Raw genomic sequence first — 25,165 nt, 5'->3', positions numbered from 1 at the left:
TTATGGCTATGCGCGCGCGGCAAGATCAAGTTGCCGGGCGCGTTTTCCGCGGAAATAGGATTTAACCCACGGTTCCTCGCTCTTCAGCATGTCGTCTATCGTGCCTTCAACCAGCACTTTCTTGTTGCCGAGCACCGCCACGTGGTCGCAAGCGGTGAACAGCGTGTCGAGATCGTGCGTGACCATGTAGACGGTCAGGTCCATCGTATCGCGCAGTTTGACCACCAGTTCGTCGAACTCCGCCGCGCTGATCGGATCGAGACCGGAGGTCGGCTCGTCGAGGAAGACGATGTCCGGATCGAGTGCCAGGGCGCGAGCCAGGGCGGCACGTTTGATCATGCCGCCGGAAAGCTCGGAGGGGAATTTCTGCGCCGCGTCCGGCGGCAGCCCGACCAGTTCGACCTTGAGCATCGCCAGCTCATCCATCAGTTTTCTCGGCAAATCGAGATATTCGCGCATCGGCACCTGAACGTTCTCGAGTACCGTCAGCGCGGAAAACAACGCGCCATGCTGGAAAAGCACGCCAAGGCGCATGTCGATGCGCAGGCGCTCCAGCTCGCTCATTTTTTCGACATCGGTGCCAAACAGCTTGATCGTTCCTGACTGTTTGCTAGTCAGGCCAAGGATGGTGCGCAGAAGAACGGACTTGCCGGCCCCCGAGGCGCCGACGAAGCCGAGAATCTCGCCGCGCCTGATATCGAGCGAAAGCTTGTCGAGAATGATTTTGTCGCCAAAGGCCACGGTGACGTCGTGCGCGGAAAGCACGATGTCGCCCTCGCCGGCATCGTCCACCAGTGCACTCGCCCTTTTCCTCTTTTTCAGCAGCATGTCAGAACTCGATCGCCGCGTAGAAGATGGCGAACAGCCCATCGAGGATGATGACGACGAAGATCGACTTCACCACCGATGCAGTGACGTGCAATCCCAGCGATTCGGCGCTGCCGCCGACTTTCATGCCTTCCACGGAAGCAATGGTCCCGATGATCATGGCCATGAAAGGTGCCTTGATTAGGCCGGCGAAAATGGTGCTGAGATCGATGGCGCCGCGCAGCCGGTCGATGAAAGCGGATGGCGCAATGCCGGAATAAAGCCAGGCGGCGAGGATGCCGCCACCAAGGGCGGCGAAATTGGCAACGATGGTCAGGCAGGGCAACGCGATCACCAGCGCCACCAGACGCGGAAAGACCAGCACGCCGATCGGGTTGAGGCCGATGACCTTCAGCGCGTCAACCTCCTCGCGCATCTTCATCGACCCGATCTCGGCGGTGATGGCGCTGCCGGAGCGGCCGGCGATCATGATGGCGGTCATCAGCACGCCGAGTTCGCGCAGGATCAGCACGCCGACAAGGTCGACGACGAAGATGTTGGCGCCGAAATAGTTGAGCTGGTAGGCGCCTTGCTGGGCAACGATGGCGCCGACGATCGCCGACATCAGCACAACCACCGGAATGGCGCCGACACCCATGCGATCGATCTGGTTGAAGATCGCCGCCGGGTTGATGGCATGGCCGCGGCCGAGCTTCATCTGCGCGCCGCCGATGGTAGCGCCGAGGATGTTCATCGAGGCGAGGAAATCGTCGCGCATCTCATAGACGCGGCGCCCGACCGCCTCCAGCCCGCGAATGATGATGTTGGGCGGCCGAACGCGGCTCGATTCGGGCTCGCGCCGGACAGCTTCGCCAACGGCGCCAAGCAGGATCGAGGCTATCTCGCTTTGCCCCTGCATCTTGACCTCGACGCCCTTCTTCTCGAAGACGCTGACCAGCCGGTCGATGAGCCAGGCGCCGGCAGTATCGATCTTCTCGATCTTGGAAAGGTCGAGCGCTAAAATCTTGAAATTGTTCCGTTTCTCGATCTTGCGCATTTCGGCGTCGACCAGCGCAACGGTGCGCGTCGTCCAGATGCCGGAGAAAGCGCAGCCGAGAATGTTGCCTTCTTCGCCAACCGCAACACGCGGCTCGCGGTCAGCCTCCTTGGCGGCCGTGCCGCTTGCGTCGCGTTTGCCGATAGTCAACATGGCGTCCTGTTTAGCCTGACGGGTCTGACCTGTCGATTTGCCGACAACGCTTGTCGCACAGCCGGAGCAGAAAAATATGGCGCGTGTCATTTCGGTTGAGGCCGAGCGTTTTCCCATCGCCGGGACCTTCACCATCTCACGCGGTTCCAAGACTGAGGCACAAGTCATCACCTGCACGATCGGCGACGGCGCCCATAGCGGACGTGGCGAATGCGTTCCCTACAAGCGCTATGGCGAGAGCATGGAGGGCGTGCACGACGCGATCGAGGCCATGCGCAAGCCGATTGCGGACGGGATCAGCCGCACCGCCTTGCTGGGCGCAATGCCCGCGGGTGCGGCCCGCAACGCCATAGACTGCGCGCTCTGGGACCTGGAGGCCAAGATCAGCGGCAAGCCGGTGGCCGCGCAAATCTGCACCGCCGCGCCACGCGCACTCGAAACCGCTTACACGCTGTCGCTGGGTGAACCAGAAGCGATGGCGGCGCAGGCCCGCGCCAATGCGGCGCGGCCGCTGCTCAAGGTCAAGATCGGCGGCGACAACGATGTCCCCCGTATCCGCGCGGTCCGGGACGCAGCACCGGCCAGCCGCATCATCCTCGACGCCAATGAGGGCTGGACCGACGACAATATCGTCGCAAATCTCGCTTTTGCCGCCGAACTGGGCATTGCGCTGATCGAACAGCCGCTGCCGGCCGGCCGTGACGGCATCTTGCGTCACATTGCGCATCCGGTGCCGATCTGCGCCGATGAAAGCGTGCATGAGGCAGAAAACCTCGCCGCGCTTGTCGGCCTTTACGATGCCGTCAACATCAAGCTCGACAAATCGGGCGGGCTGACCGCCGCGCTCATGCTTCGCGACCGCGCGCGTGAACTGGGTTTTGGTGTGATGGTCGGCTGCATGGTCGGGACATCGCTAGCGATGGCACCGGCGGTGCTGCTGGCGCAGGATGCCGACTTCGTGGATCTCGACGGTCCGCTGCTGCTCGCGCGCGACCGCGCTCCCGGCCTCGTCTACCGGGGATCGATGGTGTCACCGCCCGCTACGGCGCTGTGGGGCTGAGCGCGCGGCAAAGCCGATCAGCGCCAGTCCAATCAGGGCGATCGGGATCATGGCAAAGAAACCGTCGACGCCGAAGTGGTCATAGAGCGGACCCGACGCCAGCGTTGCCACGGCCATGAAGAACCCGTTGGAGAAATAGGCGATGCCTTGCGCAGCTCCGGTGCGCTCTTCGGAGACTGTCTCGCCGATCATCTTCTGCAGACCGATCAGCACCATCGCCACTGAAACCGCGTGCAATGTCTGAACACCGAAAAACCCTGGAATGCCAAGACCGAGCGGCCAGATCAGCGGAAAGGCGATCCAGCGCACGACCGAGCCGATGCCGGCAATGGCCATGATCGAGACCACGGAGAACGACCCGAAAACACGGGTGAAGATCACGAACATGCAGACCTCGGAGACGACGCCCCAGGCCCATAGCAGTCCGACGACCGAATCGCTGATGCCGATCGATTTCCAGTAGATCGACACGAAGCCGTAGAGAAACGCGTGACTGGCGGTGATGACGCCGACGCCGATGGAGAAATACAGGAAATACGGGTTGAGCAGCTTTGGCGCGGATTGCTGGATGTCGGTGGCCGAAAGCGGCGACGCGCGGCGGGGCCGGCCAAGGCGCGGCGCCAGCAGGCCGGCGCCAAGTTGAGCACTGAACGCCAAGAATATGATCACCGGAACGGCTTGCGACCCGGTTGCCGCCAGGATGAAGCCGCCGGCAACGTTGGCGCACAGATAGGAGATCGATCCCCATTTGCGCATCGAGGTGTAGTTCGAGCCGAAGCGGCGCACGCCCGACAGCGCCAGCGAATCGGCGATCGGCGAGTGCGGCGTCCAGACGATGGTCAGCGCCAGCGACACGGCGAGCACCATCGCGTAGGTGGCGGGCAGGAAATAGCCGGCGGAAAGTACCAGCGACGCAAGCACCAGCGCGACATAGACATTGGCGCGGTCCCTGGCCCTGTCGGCGAGCGCTGTCAGCAACGGCGTCGTCACCACGCGCAGAAACATCGGTGCTGCGAGAATGATGGCGATCTGCTGGGCATGAAAACCCTGCGCCTGCAGCCAAAGTGGGAAATAGGGCAGATGCGTCCCCGGCGACAGGAAAAGTGTCGCGAAGATCAGGCTCATGCGCAGTTCGAAATGGCGCGGTTTTACGAGCTGTTCGGGCGAGAGCGGCGGCAGGGACATGAATCGATCCAATTACGCCGCATTCGACCGGCCGGCCAGCAACGTACAGACCCCTTAACATGGAGAAAATCGGGACGAAACCGGCTGGACCAACCGATTGGTCGCGCAATCCGCAGCGTGTTTCGCGTCAGGCGGCCTCGACCACCCTGTCCTCGATGAGCATCGGGATGAATGGTTCATCCGGAGCTTCAGGCAGGACCTGCGCCCAGTGGATGATCTCCATGTGGCCGTCAAAATGCTCGACCACGGCCGTGCAGCTTTCCACCCAGTCGCCGGTGTTGATGTATTGCACGTCCTCGTAGGTTTCGATCGCGGCGTGATGGATATGGCCGCAAATGACGCCGTCGACATGCGAGCGGCGCGCTTCCTCGGTCAACATGGTCTGGAACGAGCCGATGAAGTTCACCGCCTTCTTGACGTTGACCTTGGCCCAGGACGAAAACGACCAGTAAGGCAGGCCGAGCAACTGGCGAAGCCGCGTTACCACCCGGTTGATCAGCATGGCCGCGTCATAGGCGTAGTCGCCGAGATAGGCGAGCCAGCGCGCATTGTGGACGACGGTGTCGAACTGGTCGCCATGGATGACCAGCAGGCGCCTGCCATCGGCGGTTTCGTGGATGGCGCGATCGGCGACGACGATGCCGCCGAAATGCACGCCCTGGAACTGGCGGGCGAACTCGTCGTGATTGCCGGCGATGTAGGTGATGCTGGCGCCCTTGCGCGCCTTGCGCAGCAGTTTCTGGACAACGTCGTTGTGGCTCTGCGGCCAGTGCCAGCTTCTGCGCAAGCGCCAGCCGTCGACGATGTCGCCGACGAGATAGATGATATCGGCGTCGTGGTGACGCAGGAAATCGATCAGGAACTCGGCCTTGGCCGCCTTCGATCCGAGATGGATATCGGAGATGAACATGCTGCGGAAAGTGCGGGGCTCTGGGCCAGACATCAGTTTGTCACCGTTGCTTTCGCGCAGGCTATGCCCCGATTCATGCAACAACCGTATGACGGTTGCGATTGGTCCAGCCAAAGGACTAGCTTGCCGCCGATCAATTGGAGGATTTCGTCATGGATCTCGGCATTCGCGGCAAGAAGGCCATTGTCTGCGCTTCAAGCAAGGGACTGGGGCGCGGTTGCGCCATGGCGCTGGCCGAGGCCGGCTGCGACCTGGTCGTCAACGGGCGCAACGCCGAGCTCCTGGCCAGGACCGCCGCGGAGTTGCGCGAAAAATTCGGCGTCAAAGTGACGGAAATCGTCGGCGACGTCTCGAAGCCGGAGGTGCAGAAGGCGCTGCTTGCCGCCTGCCCCGACCCCGATATCCTGGTCAACAACAATGGCGGTCCGCCATTGCGCGATTTCCGCGAGCTCGACCGCGCAAAGATCCTCGAAGGCGTCACCCAGAACATGGTGACCCCGATCGAACTGGTGCAAGCCGTGATCGACGGCATGGCGGCGCGCGGTTTTGGCCGCATCGTCAACATCACCTCGCTGTCGGTCTACGTGCCGATCCCCGGCCTTGATCTGTCGTCCGGCGCACGCGCCGGGCTGACCTCGTTCCTGGCCGGTGTGGCGCGCACGGTGGTCGACCGCAACGTGACCATCAACAGCATGCTGCCGGGCAAGCTCGACACCGACCGGCTGCGCGGCCCGCATGAAGCCGGCACCGTGGAAGATCCGGCGGCGGCGGCCGCGCGCAAGACCCGCATCAGCGCCGACGTTCCGGCCAAGCGGCTCGGCACGCCGGAGGAATTCGGCCAGATCTGCGCCTTCCTGTGCTCGGTCCATGCCGGCTATCTCACCGGTCAGAACATACCGGTGGATGGTGGCCTCTATGTCAGCGCGTTCTGATCGCGCGGCGCGGAGCGCGACCTGATCGCTTCAACAGGATTTCAGCACAAGCCTCTGAGATGACTTGATTTTTGACGCTTCACCGGCCTATTCGGCGAATGCGTCATTTGGCGTCGCGAAAAATCGCTGCCGCATGCTAAAAGGCTTCAAAGCAGGATTGCAGGGAGGCCGGCATGGAAGGCGAAAGCAAGAAGACGGCACGGTCGGACCTCGACGAAGCCGCGCTCTACTTTCACAAATACCCGACGCCGGGGAAGCTTGAGATACAGGCGACCAAGCCGCTCGGCAACCAGCGCGACCTGGCGCTCGCCTATTCGCCGGGCGTCGCCGCTCCTTGCCTCGAAATCCGCGACAATCCGGCAACCGCCGCCGACTACACGGCGCGGGCCAATCTGGTCGGCGTCGTCACCAACGGTTCGGCGGTGCTCGGTCTCGGCAATATCGGCCCACTCGCTTCCAAGCCGGTGATGGAAGGCAAGGCGGTGCTGTTCAAGAAATTCGCCGGCATCGACGTGTTCGACATCGAGATCGACGCGCCGGGGATCGAGCGCATGGTCGAGACGATCTCGGCGCTGGAGCCGACCTTTGGCGGCATCAATCTCGAGGACATCAAGGCACCCGAATGTTTTGAGGTTGAGGAGCAGTTGAAGGCCCGCATGGGCATTCCCGTCTTCCACGACGACCAGCACGGCACCGCCATCATCGTTGCCGCCGCCGTGCTCAACGGCCTGGAATTCGCCGGCAAGGCCATTTCGGACATCAAGATCGTCACCTCAGGCGCCGGGGCCGCCGCGCTGGCCTGCCTCAATCTGCTGGTCTCACTCGGCGCCAAGGTCGAAAACATCTGGGTCACTGACCGTTTCGGCGTCGCCTACAAGGGCCGCATCGACGAGATGGACCGATGGAAAGACCCCTATGTGAAGGACACCGAGGCGCGCACGCTGGCCGATGTCATCCCGGGCGCTGATGTGTTCCTCGGCCTTTCCGCCGCCGGCGTGCTGAAGCCGGAACTGCTCCAGCATATGGCGCCAAAACCGCTGATCCTGGCGTTGGCCAATCCCAATCCCGAGATCATGCCGGAGGCCGCGCGGGCGGCCAGGCCGGATGCGATGATCTGCACCGGGCGTTCCGATTTTCCCAATCAGGTCAACAACGTCCTTTGTTTTCCTTACATCTTTCGTGGTGCGCTGGATTGCGGCGCCAAGGCCATCAACGAAGAGATGAAGATGGCGGCGGTGCGGGCGATCGCAGCCCTTGCCCGCGAAGAACCGTCGGATGTCGCGGCCCGCGCCTATTCGGGCGAGACGCCGATCTTCGGCCCTGAATTCCTGATCCCCTCGCCCTTCGATCCCAGGCTGATCCTGCGCATCGCGCCTGCAGTCGCCAAGGCCGCCTGCGAGACCGGCGTCGCCACACGGCCGATCACCGACTTTGCCGCCTATATCGACAAGCTGAACCGCTTCGTCTTCCGCTCCGGCCTGGTGATGAAGCCGGTGTTCTCGTCGGCCAAGGCGTCGAGCGCCAAGCGCGTCATCTATGCCGATGGCGAGGACGAGCGCGTGCTGCGCGCCGCCCAGGTGGTGCTGGAGGAAGGCATCGCCGAGCCGATCCTGATCGGCCGCCCGCATGTCATCGAAGTCAGGCTGAAACGCTACGGGCTGCGCATCAAGCCGGGCGTCGATTTCGGCCTGATCAATCCCGAAGACGATCCACGCTATCGCCACTATGTCGACCTCTTGATCGAACTCGCCGGGCGGCGCGGCGTGACGACGGAAGCCGCGCGCACCATGGTGCGCACCGACAACACGGTGATCGCAGCACTGGCGCTGAAACGCGGCGACGCCGACGCCATGATCTGCGGCCTCGAAGGGCGTTTCGAGCGGCATTTGCGCAACGTGACGCTCGTCATAGGCCCACGTGCGGGCGTCAAGGACCGCGACCTGTCGACGCTTTCCATGCTGATTTCGCAGCGTGGCATCATTTTCCTCACCGACACCCATGTCTCCGTCGACCCGACGGCGGAAGAAATCGCCGAGATGACGGTGCTGGCGGCGGAAGAAATCCAGCGCTTCGGCATCGAGCCCAAGGCCGCCCTGCTGTCGCATTCGGATTTCGGCTCGCGCGATTCGCCGAGCGCCTTGAAGATGCGCCAGGCGGCGGCGATCCTGGCGCGGATTGCGCCCGACCTGCAGTCCGACGGCGAGATGCATGCAGATTCGGCTCTGTCCGAGCACCTGCGCCAGCGCGTCTATCCGCATTCACGGTTGAAGGGCGAAGCCAATCTGCTGGTCTTCCCCAATCTCGATTCCGCCAACATCACGCTCACCGCGCTGCGCACGATGATGGACGCGCTGCATGTCGGCCCGATCCTGCTCGGCACCGACAAGCCGGCCCACATCCTGACGCCGTCGGTGACCTCGCGCGGCGTCGTCAACATGACGGCGCTGGCGGTAGTCGAAGCCGCCCACAAGGCGCAAGCGGTGGTGGATCTGGGCTGAGTTTCCTTAGGCGGGCGCGAAGCGGTAACGCCCGGTCTGTCTGAAGACGAACAAGGTGTCCTCTTCGCGGGCGCCAGCGCCGATATTGTGGATGACCAGCGGCCTTTCCGGCACGTCCGCTGAACGACCTGACGAGACGATGGCGATGTGCGGCAGATTGCCGGGCAGCATCTGGGTGACCAGATCGCCCGGCTGGAAGTCGGCGGGATCCTGGCTGACCGCCAGGGAAACACCTCGCCGGCTGAAAAAGGCGGCGAGATTCCCAACCCGGCGATGATCTATGTTGCGGTCGGTCGCTTTCAGGCCCCAGGTCTTGGGATAGGCGGCGAACTTGGCCGCCATATCCTCATGCACCAGTCTTTGCAGATCGAGCCCGAAGGCGCGGCGATAGGCGCGAACGATGACATCTGTGCACACGCCCCGCTCCGGCGCGACATCGCCACCGGGATAGCCCAGCCGGACATAGGTCGGATCGTAGAGGGTGGTGATGCCGATCTGTTCCCGGGCGGCGTCAACCAGTCGGGTGCGCCAATCCGGCGCGTCGGGCTTCTGCTGCGCCATGGCGGCAGGCATCGCCAGGCACACAAGACCGAACTGCAGTGCGGTTCGACGGGTAATCGCGCTCACGCCGAGCCTCCGAGCCCTACTGGACCCAGGCAGTTCTCCCGGGCGAATACGCCTTTTTCATGCAGCGCTGGAATGGGCTAAGACCATCTTTGGTTGTAGATTGAGGGAACGGTTAACCGCGAATCCGGTAGCATCGCGACAGGCAAGCAAGCGGAGTTCTGGGCATATGATAGGCGGAGGGTGGAAGCTGGCACACCTTGCTGCGCTGCTCGGCGCGCTGGCTTTGTCTGTCGTCGCTGTCACCGAGCCGCAGGCGGCCTCGCGCGTTTGCCGGCAATTGGAAGCCGAGCTTGCGGCCGCTTCAAATGGCGGCGGCGGCGGTTCGGCGATACTGCGACGATACGATGATGCCATCGATCGGCAGCGCGAACAGCTTGCAAAGGTCCGCGGCCGGGCGAGCGATGCCAATTGCGGCTTTTCGCTGTTCAGCCGCAACGTCAACCAATGCGCCGCGCTCAACAGCACCATCGAGCGCATGAATGCCAATCTCGACGCCTTGCAGGCCAAGCGCGCACGGCTCGCCGGCGGCGGTTCGCGGCGCGATCGCAGCCGCATCCTGGCAGCGCTCGATGCCAATGACTGTCGTGACGACACCATTGCGCCACGGCACGCACCCGTCCAGGAAGCAAACCGCGACAATGGCCTCGGAAATGATGGGGGCAACGGCAATCTGTTCGAGCAGCTGTTCGGTGGCGGCAGCCACCAACTCGATTCAGACACGCTCGACCAGCCCGACGATCCCGGCGAGGAGCGCAACATCCGCCGGGTGCTCAACCAGCCCGGCGTCCCGGATTTCCCGAGCGTCGGCGGCGAGTTCCACACGAGTTGCGTGCGCACCTGCGACGGCTATTTCTTCCCCATGTCGAACGCAGCCTCTTTGAGCGACTTCGAACGTGACCAGAAGAATTGCGAATCGGCCTGCCCCGGCACCGAAATGCAGGTTTTCTACTCACGCGGCATGGACGACGATTCCGCCAACATGACATCGTCGGTGACCGGAAGACCGTATAGCGAGTTGCCTAGGGCCTATCTCTACAAGCAGACCAACATACCGCGCCCGCCGACCTGCGGCTGCAATGCGGCGCAGAATTTCGAGATCATTGGCGGCAATCCGCCGGATCCGTCGCAGGCCAATACGGAGACCACGCCGTTTGTTCCGATGCCGGTCGCCAAGCCTGATCCCGGCGCCGATCCGGAGACGCTGGCCAATATGGAAGGCGGGCTCGACCGCGACGCGATCAAGCGTCTTTCGGCGAAACCTGTGACGTCGCCAGTGTCGGCCCTGCCGCCGGATCAGCGCAAGGTCAGGGTCGTCGGGCCAGCGTTCCTTCCCGACCCAGGAGCGGCAATAGATCTGCAAGCTCCGGCCCGGAAGGCAGTCCCGTAAGCGCCAGCCTGAGCGGCATGAACAGCGCCTTGCCCTTGCGGCCCGTCGCTTCCCTGACTTTGCCGGTCCAGTCCTTCCAGACCGTGCCGCTCCATGGTTCCTCAGGCAGCAATTCGAACGCCTGCTCCAGAAACGCGCGATCCTCACCGGAAAACTCCGGCGGCTCCTGCGGCCCCTCGTCAAGGATGCGCCACCAGTCTACGGCGTCGGCCAGCGTGTCGAGATTGCCGCGCACCGCCAGCCAGAAGGCTTCAGCCTTGTCGCCAGAAATGCCGAGCACAATCAGGCGGTCGCGCGCCTCGGCAAACGGCATTTTGTGCAGCAGCGTGCGGTTGAGCACGAAAAGCTCGTCCGGATCGAACTTGGCAGCGGATTTTGACGTCGCGGCCGGATCGAAGCGTTCAGCAAGCTCCCTGATATCATGCATAGCCACGACATTTTCCGAGGTGCCGACAAGCACGGCCAGCGACGCCACCGCCATCGGCTCGATGCCATCCTCGCGCAGGCTCTCGATAGACAGCGCGCCGGTGCGCTTCGACAGCCCCTCGCCCGAAGCCGTAGTCAACAGATTGTGGTGGCCGAAGATCGGCGGCTCGGCGCCCAGCGCCTTGAACAAGGCGATCTGCACGCCGGTGTTGGTAACGTGATCGTCGCCGCGGATGACATGGCTGACGCCCATCTCGATGTCGTCGACCACCGATGGCAGCGTATAGAGATAGGTGCCGTCCTCGCGCAGCAGGACTGGATCGGAAAGCGAGGCAAGGTCGACGGTTTCTTCGCCACGCACCAAATCGATCCAATGAACCTCTGTGCGCTCTGGCTGCTGAGGATCGTTGGTGAAATTGGGCAGCAGAAAACGCCAGTGCGGCCGGCGGCCATCGGCGCGGTATTCGGCGATCTGGCTCGGCGTCAGTGTCAGCGCCTCGCGGCCATACACCGGCGGCAGGCCGCGCGTACGGCGCACCTTGCGGCGGAGATCGAGCTCTTCGGGCGTTTCGTAGCAGGCATAGAGGACGCGCGCCGCCTTCAGCCGTTCGACCGCCGCATCGTAAACCTCGACACGCCGCGACTGGTATTCGGTGGCGTCGGGGAAAATCCCCAGCCAGTGCAGATCGTAAAGAATGGCGTCGGCAAATTCCTGCCTTGAGCGGGCACTATCGGTGTCATCGAAGCGCTGGATGAAGCGGCCCTTGTTGTTCATGGCAAACAGCCAGTTGAACAGAGCGGTGCGCGCATTGCCGATATGAATGCGGCCGGTCGGTGAAGGGGCAAAACGAACGGTAACTGTCATGAGCGGGGCGTAACGGATGCTTTTATGGTTGACAAGACGCGCCCCCGCGCGAGGCGCCAGACATAGAACATGCCAGCCGAAATGAAAAGGCTGTGGACCAAGGCTGCCCGGCGTGAACCGGATAGATCGCCCATCGGCGACGGCACGCCGGCAAAACCGGGGATTCTCAAAACGTCATTCTATCCCCGTTATCCACATATGTGACACACAAGATGTTGGGGTCATAAAAGCTTCAGAAACGAATCCTTGACGGCGCAAAACGAGTCGCCTTTTATAGGCCATGCGTTCCTGTTGAGAGCGCGACCGGAAAGTTCTGAGCCCGGTCTTTTTCCCGGATTATGTGCGTTTTTTGCCCGTATTTCCGCCCGTTTACGAGGCTGGCGGAAGCGTTGGGATTGTGGGGGCGTGGGGGTGATTAGGGCGAATTGTCGGACTGGAATAAATTGTCTGTTAATACTATATTTAGTGTTTGCAGGTAGGTTCGACACTAGATAGTGTGAATTTCCCTCCGGTGAGGGAATCGACAAAAAATCAGTTTTGAGGGACCCGCAGGGTTCGTCGCAGAGTTGGACAGGCGCTTCGCAAGGAGTTTTGACCAGCAGGACGGCGGAGACTGTGAAATGGAGAGCCGGTTGTTTTCGAACGCCGGCAAACGGCGGACCGCGCGTTTCACTATTGGGGGAAGAAATCCCCTTGGGAAAGCGCTATATATAGACAAAAGGGATCGGACAAATGCGCATCGAGCGGCGTTTCACCAAGCAAGGGCAATCGGCTTACGCGGAGATCGAATTCCGCAAGGCGCTTTCGGAGATCAAGAATCCGGATGGCTCGGTGGTGTTCCGCTTGGACAATATCGATGTGCCGGCTCAGTTCAGCCAAGTTGCCGCCGATATCCTGGCGCAGAAGTATTTCCGCAAGGCCGGCGTTCCCGCACGGCTGAAGAAGGTCGAGGAGAACGACGTCCCCTCCTTCCTGTGGCGCTCCGTCGCCGACGAGGCGGAACTGGCAAAGCTGCCGGAGGCCGAGCGCTACGGTTCCGAGATCGACGCTCGTCAGGTTTTTGACCGCCTTGCCGGCACCTGGACTTATTGGGGGTACAAGGGCGGCTACTTCAAGTCGGAAGACGACGCGCTCACCTTCCGCGACGAGCTCGCCTATATGCTGGCCACGCAGCGCGTCGCGCCTAACTCGCCGCAATGGTTCAACACCGGCCTGCACTGGGCCTATGGCATTGACGGCCCGAGCCAGGGCCATTTCTATGTCGACCCGTTCACCGGCAAGCTGACCAAGTCGAAGTCGTCCTACGAGCATCCGCAGCCGCATGCCTGCTTCATCCAGGGCGTGCAGGACGATCTCGTCAACGAGGGCGGCATCATGGACCTGTGGGTGCGTGAAGCGCGCCTGTTCAAATACGGCTCGGGCACCGGCTCCAACTTCTCCATGCTGCGCGGCGAAGGCGAAAAGCTTTCGGGCGGCGGCCGCTCGTCCGGCCTGATGAGCTTCCTCAAGATCGGCGACCGCGCGGCGGGCGCCATCAAGTCGGGCGGCACGACGCGCCGCGCGGCCAAAATGGTCATTGTCGACGCCGACCACCCCGATATCGAGGAATTCATCGACTGGAAGGTCAATGAAGAGCAGAAGGTGGCGTCGCTGGTCACCGGCTCCAAGATCGTCAAGAAGCATCTCGAAGCGATCATGAAGGCCTGCATCAATTGCGAAGGCCATGACGACGATTGCTTCGATCCGTCGATCAACACGGCGCTGAAGCGCGAGATCAAGGCGGCCAAGAAGAACGCGGTGCCGGAGAACTACATCTACCGCGTCATCCAGTTCGCCAAGCAGGGCTACACCTCGATGTCGTTCAAGACCTACGACACCGACTGGGATTCGGATGCCTATCTCACGGTTTCCGGCCAGAATTCCAACAATTCGGTGTCGCTGAAGGACAATTTCCTGCGCGCCGTCGAGCAAGACGCCGACTGGCACCTGACCGCCCGCAAGGACGGCAAGGTGCTGAAGACGCTAAAGGCACGCGACCTCTGGGAAAAGATCGGCTACGCCGCCTGGGCGTCGGCTGACCCCGGCCTGCATTTCAACACGACGATGAACGACTGGCACACCTGCGCTTCGGCCGGTGCGATCCGGGCCTCCAACCCGTGCTCGGAATACATGTTCCTCGACGACACGGCCTGCAACCTGGCCTCGATCAACCTTTTGCCCTACCGCAACGCCGACGGCACGATCGATATCGCCGCCTACGAGCACACGGTGCGGCTGTGGACCATCGTTCTCGAAATCTCGGTGATGATGGCGCAGTTCCCGTCGAAGGAGATCGCCAAGCAGTCCTACGAATACCGCACGCTCGGCCTCGGCTACGCCAATATTGGCGGCCTGCTGATGACCTCGGGCATTCCCTACGACTCCGACGAAGGCCGCGCCATCTGCGCCGCCCTCACCGCGATCATGACCGGCGTCGCCTATGCCACCTCGGCCGAGATGGCCGGTGAACTCGGCGCCTTCGCCGACTACGACCGCAATGCGCAGAACATGCTGCGCGTCATGCGCAATCATCGTCGTGCCGCCTATGGCGAGAAGCAGGGCTACGAGAAGCTCGCCGTCAATCCGGTGCCGCTGGTCGCCTCCGACCTCAAGCAGCAGGAGCTTGTCGAGCACGCCAAGGCTGCCTGGGACCGCGCCATCGAGCTTGGCGAGGAGCATGGCTACCGCAACGCGCAGGCGACCGTGATCGCGCCGACCGGTACGATCGGCCTGGTCATGGATTGCGACACCACCGGCATCGAGCCCGACTTCGCACTGGTGAAGTTCAAGAAGCTGGCCGGCGGCGGCTACTTCAAGATCATCAACCGCGCCGTGCCGGAGGCGCTGCGCACGCTCGGCTATTCGGAGGCGCAGCTTGCCGAGATCGAGGCCTATGCTGTCGGCCATGGCAACATGAACCAGGCGCCGGCGGTCAACCCCGGCTCGCTCAAGGCCAAGGGTTTCACCGATGAAAAGATCGCGGCGCTCAATGCGGCGCTGAAGTCGGCCTTCGACATCAAGTTCGTCTTCAACCAGTGGACGCTGGGCGCCGACTGGGTAAAGGAGACGTTTGGCTTCACCGACGAGCAGCTCAACGATTTCTCGTTCGAGATGCTGCCGGCGCTGGGCTTCTCCAAGAAGGAGATCGAGGCCGCCAACATCCATGTCTGCGGTGCGATGACCCTGGAAGGCGCGCCGTTCCTTAGGGAACAGCATCTCGCGGTGTTCGATTGCGCGAGCCCCTGCGGCAAGATCGGCAAGCGCTCGCTGTCGATCAACAGCCACATCCAGATGATGGCTGCGGCACAGCCCTTCATCTCCGGCGCCATCTCCAAGACCATCAACATGCCCAACGATGCGACGGTGGAAGACGCCAAGGGCGCCTACATGCTGTCGTGGAAGCTGGCCCTGAAAGCCAATGCGCTCTATCGCGACGGCTCGAAGCTGTCGCAGCCGCTGAATGCCTCGCTGCTCGCCGATGGCGAGGAGGACGAGGACGATGCGGTCGAGCAGTTGATCCAGGCCCCGGCGGCGGCGCGTGCGGCACAAATCACCGAGCGGATCGTCGAGCGGATCATCGAGCGTGTGTCGCGCGAGCAGGAAAAGCTGCCGGGACGCCGCAAGGGCTACACCCAGAAGGCCAAGATCGGTGGCAACACCATCTTCCTGCGCACCGGCGAATATGACGATGGCCGTCTCGGCGAGATCTTCATCGACATGAACAAAGAGGGCGCGACGCTGCGTGGCCTTCTCAACAATTTCGCCATCGCCATCTCGCTCGGCCTGCAGTACGGCGTGCCGCTCGACGAATATGTGCACGCCTTCACCTTCACCAAATTCGAGCCGGCTGGCATGGTGCAAGGCAACGACGCCATCAAGAGCGCGACGTCGATCCTCGACTACGTGTTCCGGGAACTCGCCATCTCCTATCTCGGCCGCAACGACCTCGCCCATGTCGACCAGTCGGACTTTTCCAACACCGCACTTGGTCGCGGCATCAGCGAAGGCAAGACCGACGCCGTCTCCAAGGGCCTGACCCGTGGCGCCTCGCCGGTGAAATTGGTGTCGCGCGTGACCGGCAACGATCCGAAGGGCTTTGCCGGTTCGGCTCCCGCGGGCAACCCTGCCCGCTCAGCGCCGACAGCCGCTTTTTCCGGCTCCAACGTACTGGCGCTGTCGTCAGCCACGGCAACGGCGCTGAAGACAGACCAGGCGATCGGCTACAAGCGCGACTATGAGGAGCGGGCGAAGGAATTGGCCGAGGACATCGCCTTCGAGGAAGCGGTGGGTGCTGCTTCCGATACCGCAGCCGACGCCACCGCGGCGCTGTTCACTGACGCCGCGGCGAACGAAGCGGCCGAGGCAAAGAAACTCGCCGCCGACCGCCGCGCCAAGTCGCTGCTGCAGGGCTACACCGGCAATTCCTGCTCCGAATGCCAGAACTTTACCATGGTGCGCAACGGGACTTGTGAGAAGTGCGACACCTGCGGCGCCACGAGCGGGTGCAGCTGAGGAAAATCTGAAGCGCTAAAACGCAACATCATCGGCCCGGTCGCAAGATCGGGCCGAAATGTTTTGAGGGTCGCGATCAGGTGCGTCTTCCCTTCTCCCCTTGTGGGAGAAGGTGGCCGAGCGAAGCTCGGTCGGATGAGGGGTGCTGGAAGGATCGCTACCGTGAAGACATAAGCGCTTCAAATTCTTCCATCTTTTCACTCTGCGTTTCGTCCAACACCCCTCATCCGTCTCGGCGCTACGCGCCGATCCACCTTCTCCCACAAGGGGAGAAGGGAAGAGCTGCCTCAGACCAGCCCAACCAGATAGGCAGCGCCGCCAAGAAAGCCCGCCGAACACACCCACAGCAGCCAGAGCCCGCGCACCCGGCATTCGAGCACTGCCGAGGCCGGGTTGGCGGGGTCATAGTGGACGTCGACCTTGCTGCCTTCGGCATAGCGCCGCGCCTGGCCGCTGACGAGGCCGGGCAGCGACGCTGTCACGCCGGCGCCGAAGGTGACGCGATCGGCGCTGTAGTTTTGGCCGGCGACGGCATAGCTGTAGACGATGCGCGATCTGAAGACGGTGCGCCAGCCTCGATAGATACCATAAGCCCGGAGCGCCTCCAGGCCTGACGCGTCGGTGCGCCCTATAGCGACCGGCCATTTTTCTGCCCTCTGAGCGATCTTTTTGTGGGCGATGCCCATGAGCAGGACAAACAGGCCGATGAACAGCAGCAGCACGGCCGCGCCGAGGTTCTGCGGCTTGGGCAAATGCGGTCCGATCGCGTCGAGAGCACCGCCGACAAAAAACACCAGCACCACCGCGCCGATCACCAGCCCGGCCGAAAGCTTCACCATGAATTTGAAGGCGCCGTCCGGCAAGGTGCGCTCGATCACGGCTTTGCTCGGATCGGCCGGATTGTAGAAGACGGTCACCTCGGCGCCGGTGGGAAACTGCGCAAGCGTCTCGGCGACTTCGAAATTCCCCAGATTCTCCTTCACGCTGTAGCGCGAGCCGCGAAATGTCTTTTTGCCCACCTTGTACTCGAAGGTGATCGCCGGAAAATTGCGGATTTCGGTGGCATCATTGCTGTCCACGCCAACGCCCGAGACTCTCACCTTGCGTGCCTCGACGCGCGACGAGATGATCTTTCCCGGCGTCGGCAACCAGTGGCTGAGCGCCCGCACCTCCCGCCATTTCACGAAGGTGATGAGCGACAACACGCCCGCCACCACGCAGGCAAAGCCGACCAGCAGAAACTTGATCTCCAACTCGCCTCCGATGCCCAAGGGTGCAGGAGCCTGCAAATAGACATCAAGGCAGCGGCGATGTCTATTTGCGAGCTGATCGTGCCTGGCGAGCGGCCGACCGTGGAGACCTCGAACAGGCGGGCGGACGCGCTCGTATTGCGCTCAGCTGAGTTCCTGGGCGAGTCCGATCAGAAGCCCCTCGGGTCCACGGATGTAGCAGAGGCGATACACGTCCTTATACTGGACGACTTCGCCTACGAGCTGCGCGCCGCGCGTGCGGAGCCTTTCAAGCGTCGCGTCGATGTCGTCCACGGTGAACATGACGCGGAGGTAGCCCAGGGCGTTGACCGGGGCGTTGCGGTGATCTGCGATGACAGGCGGCCTGAGGAAGCGGGAGAGCTCGAGCCGGCTGTGGCCGTCCGGTGTGCGCATCATGGCAATCTCGACATGCTGATCGCCCAGTCCAGTGACACGTCCGGCCCATTCTCCTTCGATCGTGCCCTGCCCTTCGAGCTCGAGGCCGAGTTCGCGAAAGAAATCAATCGTCGCCGCGAGGTCTTCGACGACGATTCCTACATTGTCCATCCGCTTGAGCGCCATGCTGCCAATCTCCAAGCTGCTGTCCACATCAGAAGCTTGAACCATGGACCGCCTCAAACCGCCACCCCGTTTTCAAACGGTCTCAGAAGCAAAGCCCACACAGTGTCATGACGGCCTGACAGCCAGGAACGTGTTCCATTCTTCGCTGCCGCGTCCCAAGTTGAAATCGTCCCTGATGAGGACCAGCCCGGCGGCTTCTATGCGGGCCGCGAAGTCGTCCCTGCGCCAGTAGATCGTATGATATTCGCCTGATGTCTCGCCATCGCCATTGCGCATGGAGACGAGGAAGGCACCGCCTGGCCGCAGCGATCCGGCAATCTTGGCAAGGACCTGGTCGGTCTGGTCGCGCGGAATATGGATCAGGACGCACAGGGCCAGGACTGCGTCGTAAGGGCCGCCGAGGTCATCGGTGATGAGATCGAGCAGCTCGCCGTGCTTGCCGCGCGCGGCCTGCAGCTCAAGAAACCGCTTGGTTGCGTCGGTGCGCCGAACCTTGGCGCCCAAACTCTCCAGAAAGTCGGCATCGTATCCCGGCCCCGAGCCGACTTCCAGAATTTGGCCTGATGTGCCGGCGATCGCTACAAGGCGCTTTAGCGATGCCTGCTCTCTCTCGTTGGGAACATGCCGCACGATTGCATTGTAGTGTTCCGCATCGTCCTCATAGGCGCTGATCGTTTGACGGCTTTTCGCCAGATCCTCCGATGACACGCTTCCCTCCCTTTCTATCCAAGTCGGTCAAAGAGACGCGCCTCAGCGGATGCTGCCGTTGGGAACGTGTCCGTCGAGTATGCCGATATCGCGCAGGAAATGGTCCGACAAGCCGCGGTGGTCGATCTGGCCGCGCTTACGGGGCCTGAAGGGCGCGGTGAAGAGGCCGAGGATCGGAAGACGGAACGTATTGCGCAGTGTGGTGGTGGTCATTGGCGTACCCTCCAGGGTTCGATCTGATGGGCAGAGAATGCCGTTTTCCGGCCTTGGTTTCCAATCGAACGTCGAGTAGTATGCATCAGGAGGATTGATGCATCATGAGTTGGGAGCTACCGCCGCTGGGCGCCATTCGTGTGTTTGAAGCCGCGGCGCGGCTGGGCAGCTTCACCAAGGCGGCCGAAGAACTCGGCATGACCCAGTCAGCGGCCAGCTATCAGATCAAGGTGTTGGAAGAGCGCGCCGGGACGCCGCTTTTCATAAGAAAAACAAGGCAGATAGCCTTGACGGAGGCCGGGCAACAGCTGGCGCCGCTGGCAACCGGCGCGTTCTCAGCCTTGGCGGATGCATGGCTCGCCACCAAGGGTGGAGCGACCGGGGTGCTTTCCGTCACGACGATGGGAACATTTGCGTCGAACTGGCTGGCCGTGTGGCTTGGAACATTCCAACTGATGCATCCCGATCTCGCCGTGAAGGTGGACACGTCGTCCCGGCTGGTCGATTTCACGCGCGAGGACATGGATATCGGCATTCGAACCGGCATTGGAAAATGGCCCGGCCTGACAGCCCACTATCTGTTCAAGGCGGACTACACGCCAATGCTCAGTCCAAGACTGGCCGCAAGCGTCGGCGGCATCCGCCACCCCGAGGATCTCTACAAGGTGCCGCTATGCGGCCCCGACGATCCCTGGTGGAAAATCTGGTTCGAAGCCGCCGGCGTGCCCTTCGATCCCGGTCGTGTCATTGCGCGTCCGGCGCTTGGCGGGCAGACCTATGATGCGATGGCGGCAATCACCGATCAGGGCGCGGCGATCCTCACCCAGAACCTCTACAGCGCCCTGCTGGCGAAGGGACAGCTGATACAGCCCTTTGAGATCGTCGGATCCGATGGCGACGGCTATTGGCTGGTGCATCTGGAAAGCCGGCGCAATACACCCAAGATCAAGGTGTTTCGGGATTGGGTGCTGGCCCAGACGGCTGACATAAGGGAGCGCGAAATGCGCGCGGCCAGATAGGCTTTCAGCGCGGTGACGGGCCGCCTTAATCCTTGAAGGTCAGCCCGTACTTTGCGACCTGTTCCTTGGGCATATCCGCAAATGCCTGACGTGTGGTGTAGCCGCCGTAGATGACCTTGCCGTCCTTGACCATCCAGTCCTCGACGTCGGCCTCGGCCACGGTCATCCTGTCACCCATCTTGTACTTGTTGCCGTTGACCGGGACGTCGGCGAGCAGGCCGATATACGAGCCGTCGCTGTAGCCGACCAGCTGCAACCAGATATGCTCGGTGGCGCCGTTCTGCGTCAGCGGGAATTTCACCGTGTAGGTTCCGGGCGTGCCGGCGGCGATCAGCTGGTGGAAGCGCGGCAGCGTCGAGCGGCCGTTCTTCTTGGCGGCCTGCATCGCCTTGTCCTCGGTGGAATAGGAAACGACGTTTTGCTTCGACTCCGCCAGCGAGGTGCCGGCGTCCGGCATGTGACCGAGCGAGTTGAAAAACCCGTAGCTGACGCCGGCCACCAAAGCGACTGCCAGAACTGGATTGCGCATTGACCCCTCCGAAACCCGATCACGGGCACGTTACCGGAAGGCTGTTGCGATAGCGCTAAAGGACAAAGTGAGCGGATCGTTAGCGAAACGCTGAAAATTCAAGCCAAGGTGACCACCGGCGCAGGCGCGGCCGTCCCAGCCTGCGTCGTGAGGCGTTCAGTCGGCGTTAGCCACCATCTGCCGCCCGCCCGCCCATGCCCGCCAGGCATTTTCGTCGCCATGGAAGACGTTGAGGTCGATGCGGCCGCTTACCCCGTGCGACAGGCCGGAGCCGGAATACTGCCAGAACAGCCATTTGCGGCCGGGATAGACTTTTGAGGGATGCCGCGCCACCGCACGCAGCCAGAACGGATAGTCTGGGAAGGCGCCCTGCAGATTGTCGCGGTAGAAATCGGGGCTAGTGTAGATGATGGGCCGCTGGCCGTAGTGGCGCTCCAGCTTGTCCATGAACACCTGCATCTTCTCCAGCACTTTTTCGCGCGACGGGCGCCGCTTGCAGCTGGATTCGCCGTTCCACTCGACATCGATCACCGGCGGCAGCGCGCCCTCTACCCTCGGCACATTGCGGATGAACCAGTCGGCCTGCTCGCCGGCGGTGCGGCACCAGTAGAAGAAATGATAGGCGCCGCGCTTCAGTCCGGCGGCATCGGCATTGCGCCAGTTCTTCATGAACATCGGATCGAGATGGTCGCCGCCGTCAGTAGCCTTGATATAGGCGAAATTGGCGCCCTGGCCGCGCAGCTTTTCCCAGTTGATGTTGCCCTGCCAGCGCGAGATGTCGACGCCGTGGACGGCCAGATGCCGGGGCGACGCCTTGCCGAAATTCATCGGCTTGGCGTCACGAAAGCCGTAGCGCGTGATCGGCCCGGCCAGCATCGGCGGTGCAGCCCGGCTCAGCCGCTTCGGTTGCGACACCAGCGCAATCGGCTCGGCCCGCGGTTCGGCGTTCTCCTGCGGCGCCGACGAGGGCGCGATCATGGCCTCTTCTTCCTCAACCATGGAAAAGGGTGGCGCATTGTCGGCCACCGCATCGGACCGCATCGGCGCGAGCATGGCTGTCTCTACCGGAGCCGCCGTGACCAGCGCGCTCGGCCGCACGACCGAACTGGTGGTCTCGTTGGACGGCATTTGCAAAGCATCGACGCCTGCCGTCGACGAGCAGCCGGCAAGGCACAAAGCCGCGACCGAGAAAATGACGACGCCTGATAACCGCATCTGGACCTGTACGCAGAACACAACAGACCGAAAGCCAACAATCGCCGCCGGACAAAACTGGCTTCGATTACTAACGAGAAATTACCAACAAAGTTTGAATCAAATATTAGCCATAAGCCAGCGACCCGTCGCGGCTCTCCCTTCTCCCACAAGGGGAGAAGGAGGAGCTTGGCACCCGCATCTCGGCAAATCTCCAGGGGTGGCATTGGCAGCAAGGCCGATGCTGCCCCTAATCCCGCTTGACAAGTTCCGTGTTAATATTACTCTGCGCTAACCTTACATTGTAAGGTGACGAACCGGGAGGAAGCCATGTCGTCCGCCGCGCTGTCCGAATTGCAACCCGTCGCCCTGCCCGAACCGCATCAACCCGCCATCGCAATGGAAGACGTCTCCCGCGATTTCAGCCGCGCCATCGAAGGCGCCGAGGTCAATGCCTGGCTGGATCTCTATCGCGCCGCTCCCGCCGACTTTGCCGCGCGGCTCGGACTGTCGATCGCCGAAGACGGCAATCTGGTCTGGACCACCTGCACGACGATCCCCTTCATCCATTTCAACTGTGTGAAGAATTTCGGCGTCGATGGCCCGGCCACCGAGAGCCAGCTTGACGCGCTCCTGGCGCATTACCGCACCGCCGGCATTGCGAGGCCGTGGTTCTATGCCAATCCGAACGCTGAGCCTTCTGCGCTCAGATGCTGGCTCGAGGCGCGCGGCCTGCAGCGCCTGAGTGGCTGGGAACGGATTTTTCGCGAGGCAGCCCCTCTGGCGGCTGAACCGCTTTTCCCGATCGAGGGCGTTTCGGTGGAACGCGTGACGCGGGCAACGGCAAGCGAATGGGCAGGCTTCATCGACAGCCAGTACCGGCTGCCGACCTCACCATGGCTTAATGCGCTGGTCGGCCGACAGGGCTGGCATCACTACATGCTGAAGCGGGATGGCGCGCTTGCCGCGGTGCGTTCGCTGTTCATCGGCGCTGACGGCACGGCCTGGAGCGGCATCGACGCGCCGGTGCCCGGCATCATGGCGCCAAGCTTCGATCTCGATGCCATGCTCGGCGAAGCGATGGTGCGCGACGGCCTTGCGGCTGGCGCGAAACTGTTTGTCGCCGACATCGAGGCGCCGCACCCCGACCGCGACGGTCCGGCCTATCGCAACTATGCGCGGCTCGGTTTCAAGCTGGCCTATTTCCGCAGCCATTACAGCTATTTGCCGGCAAACTCGGGCTGACCTATCTGCCCAACCACTGCTTTAGGCAGGTCTTGGCGACAACATGCGCCGGCGGCACCAGCGGCCCATAGACGGCGGGGCGACGTGCGCGTTCGAGCAAGATGCGCACCTGTTCGGGTTTTACGCGGTCACGCTCCATCACCAGCAAGACCATCGGATCGCTCAAAAGCTCGTCCAGGGTGTTGATGCTGTCGTTCATCCGTCGCCTCCTCGAATGCCGGCCCGCAGCCGATAGATAGGGAGACAATCATGGCCCGCCAATGACGCTTTGCCGGCTATGTCGTGACTATTTGGATTAAATTTTGGTCATGCGATTCAATTCGGTGGCGGTGCGCCTTCATACTGCGGCAGGCCGTCGTCGAGTTGCACCCACGGCTGCTTCGAAGCTGTCCACATATGCATCTGCGGCTTGAAGACCGAGGGATCGTCGAGCGAGCCGGTGGTGATGCCGACGATGCCGGCGGACTCGCGCCGGGAAAACATCGTCGTGCCGCAGGCCGAGCAAAAGCCGCGCTTGAGGTCAGGCGAGGTGTTGACCGTCGCCACCGCCCCCTCGACGGTCACGTCGTCGATGCGAAACAGCACGCGCGCATTGAAGGCAGCGCCAATTACCTTCTGGCAGCGCCGGCAGTGGCAAACGCGTTCATTGATCGGTGCAGCGTCAGCGCGATAGCGCACCGCGCCGCACAGACACCCGCCCTGATATCCAGTCATCGCCCGGTTCCGTTTCCTGAGGAAAGCCTGGAGGGTAACGGCAGGAATGGCTCGGTCAATTGAAAACCATTGATGGGGGTATCACCTGCCGTGATGGGAATGCGATTGGCCCAACGACCGGCATCGGCATGGGATTGACAGGAATGCCGGCCGTCGCGCCTGTTTGCAGGTGGCAGGCTGGAGCCGAGAGCATGGCGCAGGACATCGAAACCATAGGCATCGCGGCCTTGTTCGGCCCGCCCTCGCCCGCCCGCGACCTCACCGATGCCAGGATCCTGGCCGCCGCGTCAGGCATCGGCTTCATGGCGATCAAGAATTTTCCCGGCGATGACTGGCTGACGCCGATGAAGCGGGCGCAGTTGCTGCGCATCTTTGCCCTGCCCGATGCCGAGAAAGAAAAGCTGCTGCGCTGGAATTTCGACCGGACGAGGAAGAACGTCTATCGCGGCTGGTTCCCGCTGCAGCCGACTGCTGTTTCCTACAAGGAAGGCATCGATATGGGGCCAGACCTTGCGCATGGGCGAGCCGCTGCCTCCGATGATCCGCTTTGCGAACCGACACCGCTGCCGGACGAAAAGATGCTGCCGGGCTGGCGCGAGGCGGCGGCAAGCTACTACCGCGTGATGGAAGCGGTGGGCAACGCGCTGATGCGCTCGGTGGCGCGCGGGCTCGGCCTGACGGAGACGATCTTCGACGGCGATTTTGACGGCGGCATCTCCACGCTGCGCTTGATTCGCTACCCCTTGCGCGACGCCGGCGTCGATCTCAGCGGGCCAGAGTTTTCCGTCGTCCACAAGGGCGAGACGCGTACCGTCATTGGCCGCGAGCATGCCGATTCCGGTTTCGTTACGCTGCTGGCGCAGGACGGTGTCGAAGGCCTGCAAGCGAAAAACCTGGCCGGCGAATGGATCGACGTGCCGCCGGCAGACGGCACGCTGGCGGTCAATTTCGGCCAGCTTTTGGAACGCTGGACCGACGGCCGTGTCAGGGCGACGCGGCACCGGGTGATTGCGCCGAAAACGGCGCGGTTCTCGATCCCGTTCTTCTACGAGCCGCGCGTCGATGCCGAAATCGCGCCGCTACCGCTGACCGGCGCGGAGCCCTTCGAGCCGTTTCTTTATGGCGATTATCTTTGGGAAGCAGCGACGAATTTCGTCGAGATGAGCGGCATCAAGCATCTCAGGCAGCCGCGCCGCGCCCAAGCCTCCACAGGCAAAAGGGCGTCATAGAGAAAACCGCCGGCCGTCTCGCGC

At 62.5% G+C, this 25,165-nt stretch carries 22 protein-coding genes; 8 read left to right on the top strand and 14 right to left on the bottom strand.

Features of this window, described 5'->3' with window-relative positions:
* Positions 1-6 precede the first annotated feature (6 nt).
* Both AC1DX6_RS23075 and AC1DX6_RS23070 read right to left on the bottom strand, forming a co-directional pair.
* Complete coding sequence (locus AC1DX6_RS23075) at positions 7-828, bottom strand: ABC transporter ATP-binding protein (protein WP_477317588.1); 822 nt, start codon at positions 826-828, stop codon at positions 7-9.
* Position 829: 1 nt separating this feature from the next.
* The gene (locus tag AC1DX6_RS23070) at positions 830-2,017 is read right to left on the bottom strand and encodes an MlaE family ABC transporter permease (RefSeq protein WP_477317586.1); all 1,188 of its coding nucleotides are present in this window, start codon (positions 2,015-2,017) and stop codon (positions 830-832) included.
* A 76-nt stretch (positions 2,018-2,093) separates the two neighbouring features.
* Between AC1DX6_RS23070 and dgcA the strand changes: the two genes are divergently transcribed.
* The gene (gene dgcA / locus AC1DX6_RS23065; protein WP_477317584.1) at positions 2,094-3,077 is read left to right on the top strand and encodes an N-acetyl-D-Glu racemase DgcA; all 984 of its coding nucleotides are present in this window, start codon (positions 2,094-2,096) and stop codon (positions 3,075-3,077) included.
* Here the strand turns inward: dgcA and AC1DX6_RS23060 are convergent.
* Positions 3,048-4,262, bottom strand: a complete 1,215-nt coding sequence (locus AC1DX6_RS23060) for an MFS transporter (protein WP_477317582.1) — start codon at positions 4,260-4,262, stop codon at positions 3,048-3,050. The genes dgcA and AC1DX6_RS23060 overlap by 30 nt on opposite strands.
* Before the next feature lie 127 nt (positions 4,263-4,389).
* Entirely contained in the window at positions 4,390-5,205 is an 816-nt protein-coding gene (locus tag AC1DX6_RS23055) for a UDP-2,3-diacylglucosamine diphosphatase (RefSeq protein ID WP_477317580.1), read from the bottom strand.
* A 119-nt stretch (positions 5,206-5,324) separates the two neighbouring features.
* On the opposite strand from AC1DX6_RS23055, the gene AC1DX6_RS23050 reads away from it, so the two are divergent.
* Together AC1DX6_RS23050 and AC1DX6_RS23045 are read left to right on the top strand one after the other, a co-directional pair.
* Positions 5,325-6,104, top strand: coding sequence for an SDR family oxidoreductase (locus tag AC1DX6_RS23050; RefSeq protein ID WP_477317578.1), 780 nt, complete (start codon positions 5,325-5,327; stop codon positions 6,102-6,104).
* Between the two features lie 173 nt (positions 6,105-6,277).
* Positions 6,278-8,602 (top strand): NADP-dependent malic enzyme, encoded by a 2,325-nt coding sequence (locus AC1DX6_RS23045; RefSeq protein ID WP_477317576.1) that lies wholly within the window; start codon positions 6,278-6,280, stop codon positions 8,600-8,602.
* Between the two features lie 6 nt (positions 8,603-8,608).
* Here AC1DX6_RS23045 and AC1DX6_RS23040 read toward each other — a convergent pair whose 3' ends face one another.
* Positions 8,609-9,229: a DUF1287 domain-containing protein gene (locus tag AC1DX6_RS23040; protein WP_477317574.1), complete on the bottom strand. Its 621-nt coding sequence runs from the start codon at positions 9,227-9,229 to the stop codon at positions 8,609-8,611.
* Positions 9,230-9,395: 166 nt separating this feature from the next.
* On the opposite strand from AC1DX6_RS23040, the gene AC1DX6_RS23035 reads away from it, so the two are divergent.
* Entirely contained in the window at positions 9,396-10,616 is a 1,221-nt protein-coding gene (locus AC1DX6_RS23035) for a DUF2865 domain-containing protein (protein WP_477317572.1), read from the top strand.
* Here the strand turns inward: AC1DX6_RS23035 and gltX are convergent.
* Positions 10,534-11,907, bottom strand: a complete 1,374-nt coding sequence (gene gltX, locus AC1DX6_RS23030; protein ID WP_477317570.1) for a glutamate--tRNA ligase — start codon at positions 11,905-11,907, stop codon at positions 10,534-10,536. The two genes, AC1DX6_RS23035 and gltX, sit on opposite strands and share 83 nt — an antisense overlap.
* A 732-nt stretch (positions 11,908-12,639) precedes the next feature.
* Between gltX and AC1DX6_RS23025 the strand changes: the two genes are divergently transcribed.
* Complete coding sequence (locus tag AC1DX6_RS23025) at positions 12,640-16,458, top strand: vitamin B12-dependent ribonucleotide reductase (protein WP_477317568.1); 3,819 nt, start codon at positions 12,640-12,642, stop codon at positions 16,456-16,458.
* Positions 16,459-16,745: 287 nt separating this feature from the next.
* On the opposite strand, the gene AC1DX6_RS23020 is transcribed toward AC1DX6_RS23025, so the two are convergent.
* From AC1DX6_RS23020 to AC1DX6_RS23005, 4 genes are all read right to left on the bottom strand, one after another.
* Positions 16,746-17,711 carry a DUF3592 domain-containing protein gene (locus AC1DX6_RS23020; protein WP_477317566.1) on the bottom strand — a complete coding sequence of 322 codons (966 nt, stop codon included), beginning with the start codon at positions 17,709-17,711 and terminating at the stop codon, positions 16,746-16,748.
* A gap of 141 nt (positions 17,712-17,852) precedes the next feature.
* Entirely contained in the window at positions 17,853-18,290 is a 438-nt protein-coding gene (locus tag AC1DX6_RS23015) for a VOC family protein (protein ID WP_477317747.1), read from the bottom strand.
* Between the two features lie 105 nt (positions 18,291-18,395).
* On the bottom strand, positions 18,396-18,998 hold the full coding sequence (locus tag AC1DX6_RS23010) for a class I SAM-dependent methyltransferase (RefSeq protein ID WP_477317564.1): 603 nt from the start codon (positions 18,996-18,998) through the stop codon (positions 18,396-18,398).
* Between the two features lie 42 nt (positions 18,999-19,040).
* Positions 19,041-19,211 carry a hypothetical protein gene (locus AC1DX6_RS23005; protein ID WP_477317562.1) on the bottom strand — a complete coding sequence of 57 codons (171 nt, stop codon included), beginning with the start codon at positions 19,209-19,211 and terminating at the stop codon, positions 19,041-19,043.
* Between the two features lie 104 nt (positions 19,212-19,315).
* On the opposite strand from AC1DX6_RS23005, the gene AC1DX6_RS23000 reads away from it, so the two are divergent.
* The gene (locus AC1DX6_RS23000) at positions 19,316-20,230 is read left to right on the top strand and encodes a LysR substrate-binding domain-containing protein (RefSeq protein WP_477317560.1); all 915 of its coding nucleotides are present in this window, start codon (positions 19,316-19,318) and stop codon (positions 20,228-20,230) included.
* Between the two features lie 25 nt (positions 20,231-20,255).
* Here AC1DX6_RS23000 and AC1DX6_RS22995 read toward each other — a convergent pair whose 3' ends face one another.
* Positions 20,256-20,759, bottom strand: a complete 504-nt coding sequence (locus tag AC1DX6_RS22995) for a DUF2314 domain-containing protein (RefSeq protein ID WP_477317558.1) — start codon at positions 20,757-20,759, stop codon at positions 20,256-20,258.
* A 156-nt stretch (positions 20,760-20,915) separates the two neighbouring features.
* On the bottom strand, positions 20,916-21,974 hold the full coding sequence (locus AC1DX6_RS22990) for a glycoside hydrolase family 25 protein (RefSeq protein ID WP_477317556.1): 1,059 nt from the start codon (positions 21,972-21,974) through the stop codon (positions 20,916-20,918).
* Between the two features lie 309 nt (positions 21,975-22,283).
* Here AC1DX6_RS22990 and AC1DX6_RS22985 point away from each other — a divergent pair, with 309 nt between their 5' ends.
* The gene (locus AC1DX6_RS22985; protein ID WP_477317554.1) at positions 22,284-23,198 is read left to right on the top strand and encodes a hypothetical protein; all 915 of its coding nucleotides are present in this window, start codon (positions 22,284-22,286) and stop codon (positions 23,196-23,198) included.
* A 1-nt stretch (position 23,199) separates the two neighbouring features.
* Here AC1DX6_RS22985 and AC1DX6_RS22980 read toward each other — a convergent pair whose 3' ends face one another.
* Together AC1DX6_RS22980 and AC1DX6_RS22975 are read right to left on the bottom strand one after the other, a co-directional pair.
* Positions 23,200-23,397: a hypothetical protein gene (locus AC1DX6_RS22980; protein ID WP_477317552.1), complete on the bottom strand. Its 198-nt coding sequence runs from the start codon at positions 23,395-23,397 to the stop codon at positions 23,200-23,202.
* 116 nt (positions 23,398-23,513) lie between these two features.
* On the bottom strand, positions 23,514-23,912 hold the full coding sequence (locus AC1DX6_RS22975) for a GFA family protein (protein WP_477317550.1): 399 nt from the start codon (positions 23,910-23,912) through the stop codon (positions 23,514-23,516).
* Between the two features lie 191 nt (positions 23,913-24,103).
* On the opposite strand from AC1DX6_RS22975, the gene AC1DX6_RS22970 reads away from it, so the two are divergent.
* Positions 24,104-25,141, top strand: coding sequence for an isopenicillin N synthase family dioxygenase (locus tag AC1DX6_RS22970; RefSeq protein WP_477317548.1), 1,038 nt, complete (start codon positions 24,104-24,106; stop codon positions 25,139-25,141).
* Positions 25,142-25,165 lie beyond the last annotated feature (24 nt).

This window comes from Mesorhizobium sp. P2_C4 (genome assembly GCF_056404575.1).
This window is presented reverse-complemented; position numbering and strand designations above follow the sequence as displayed.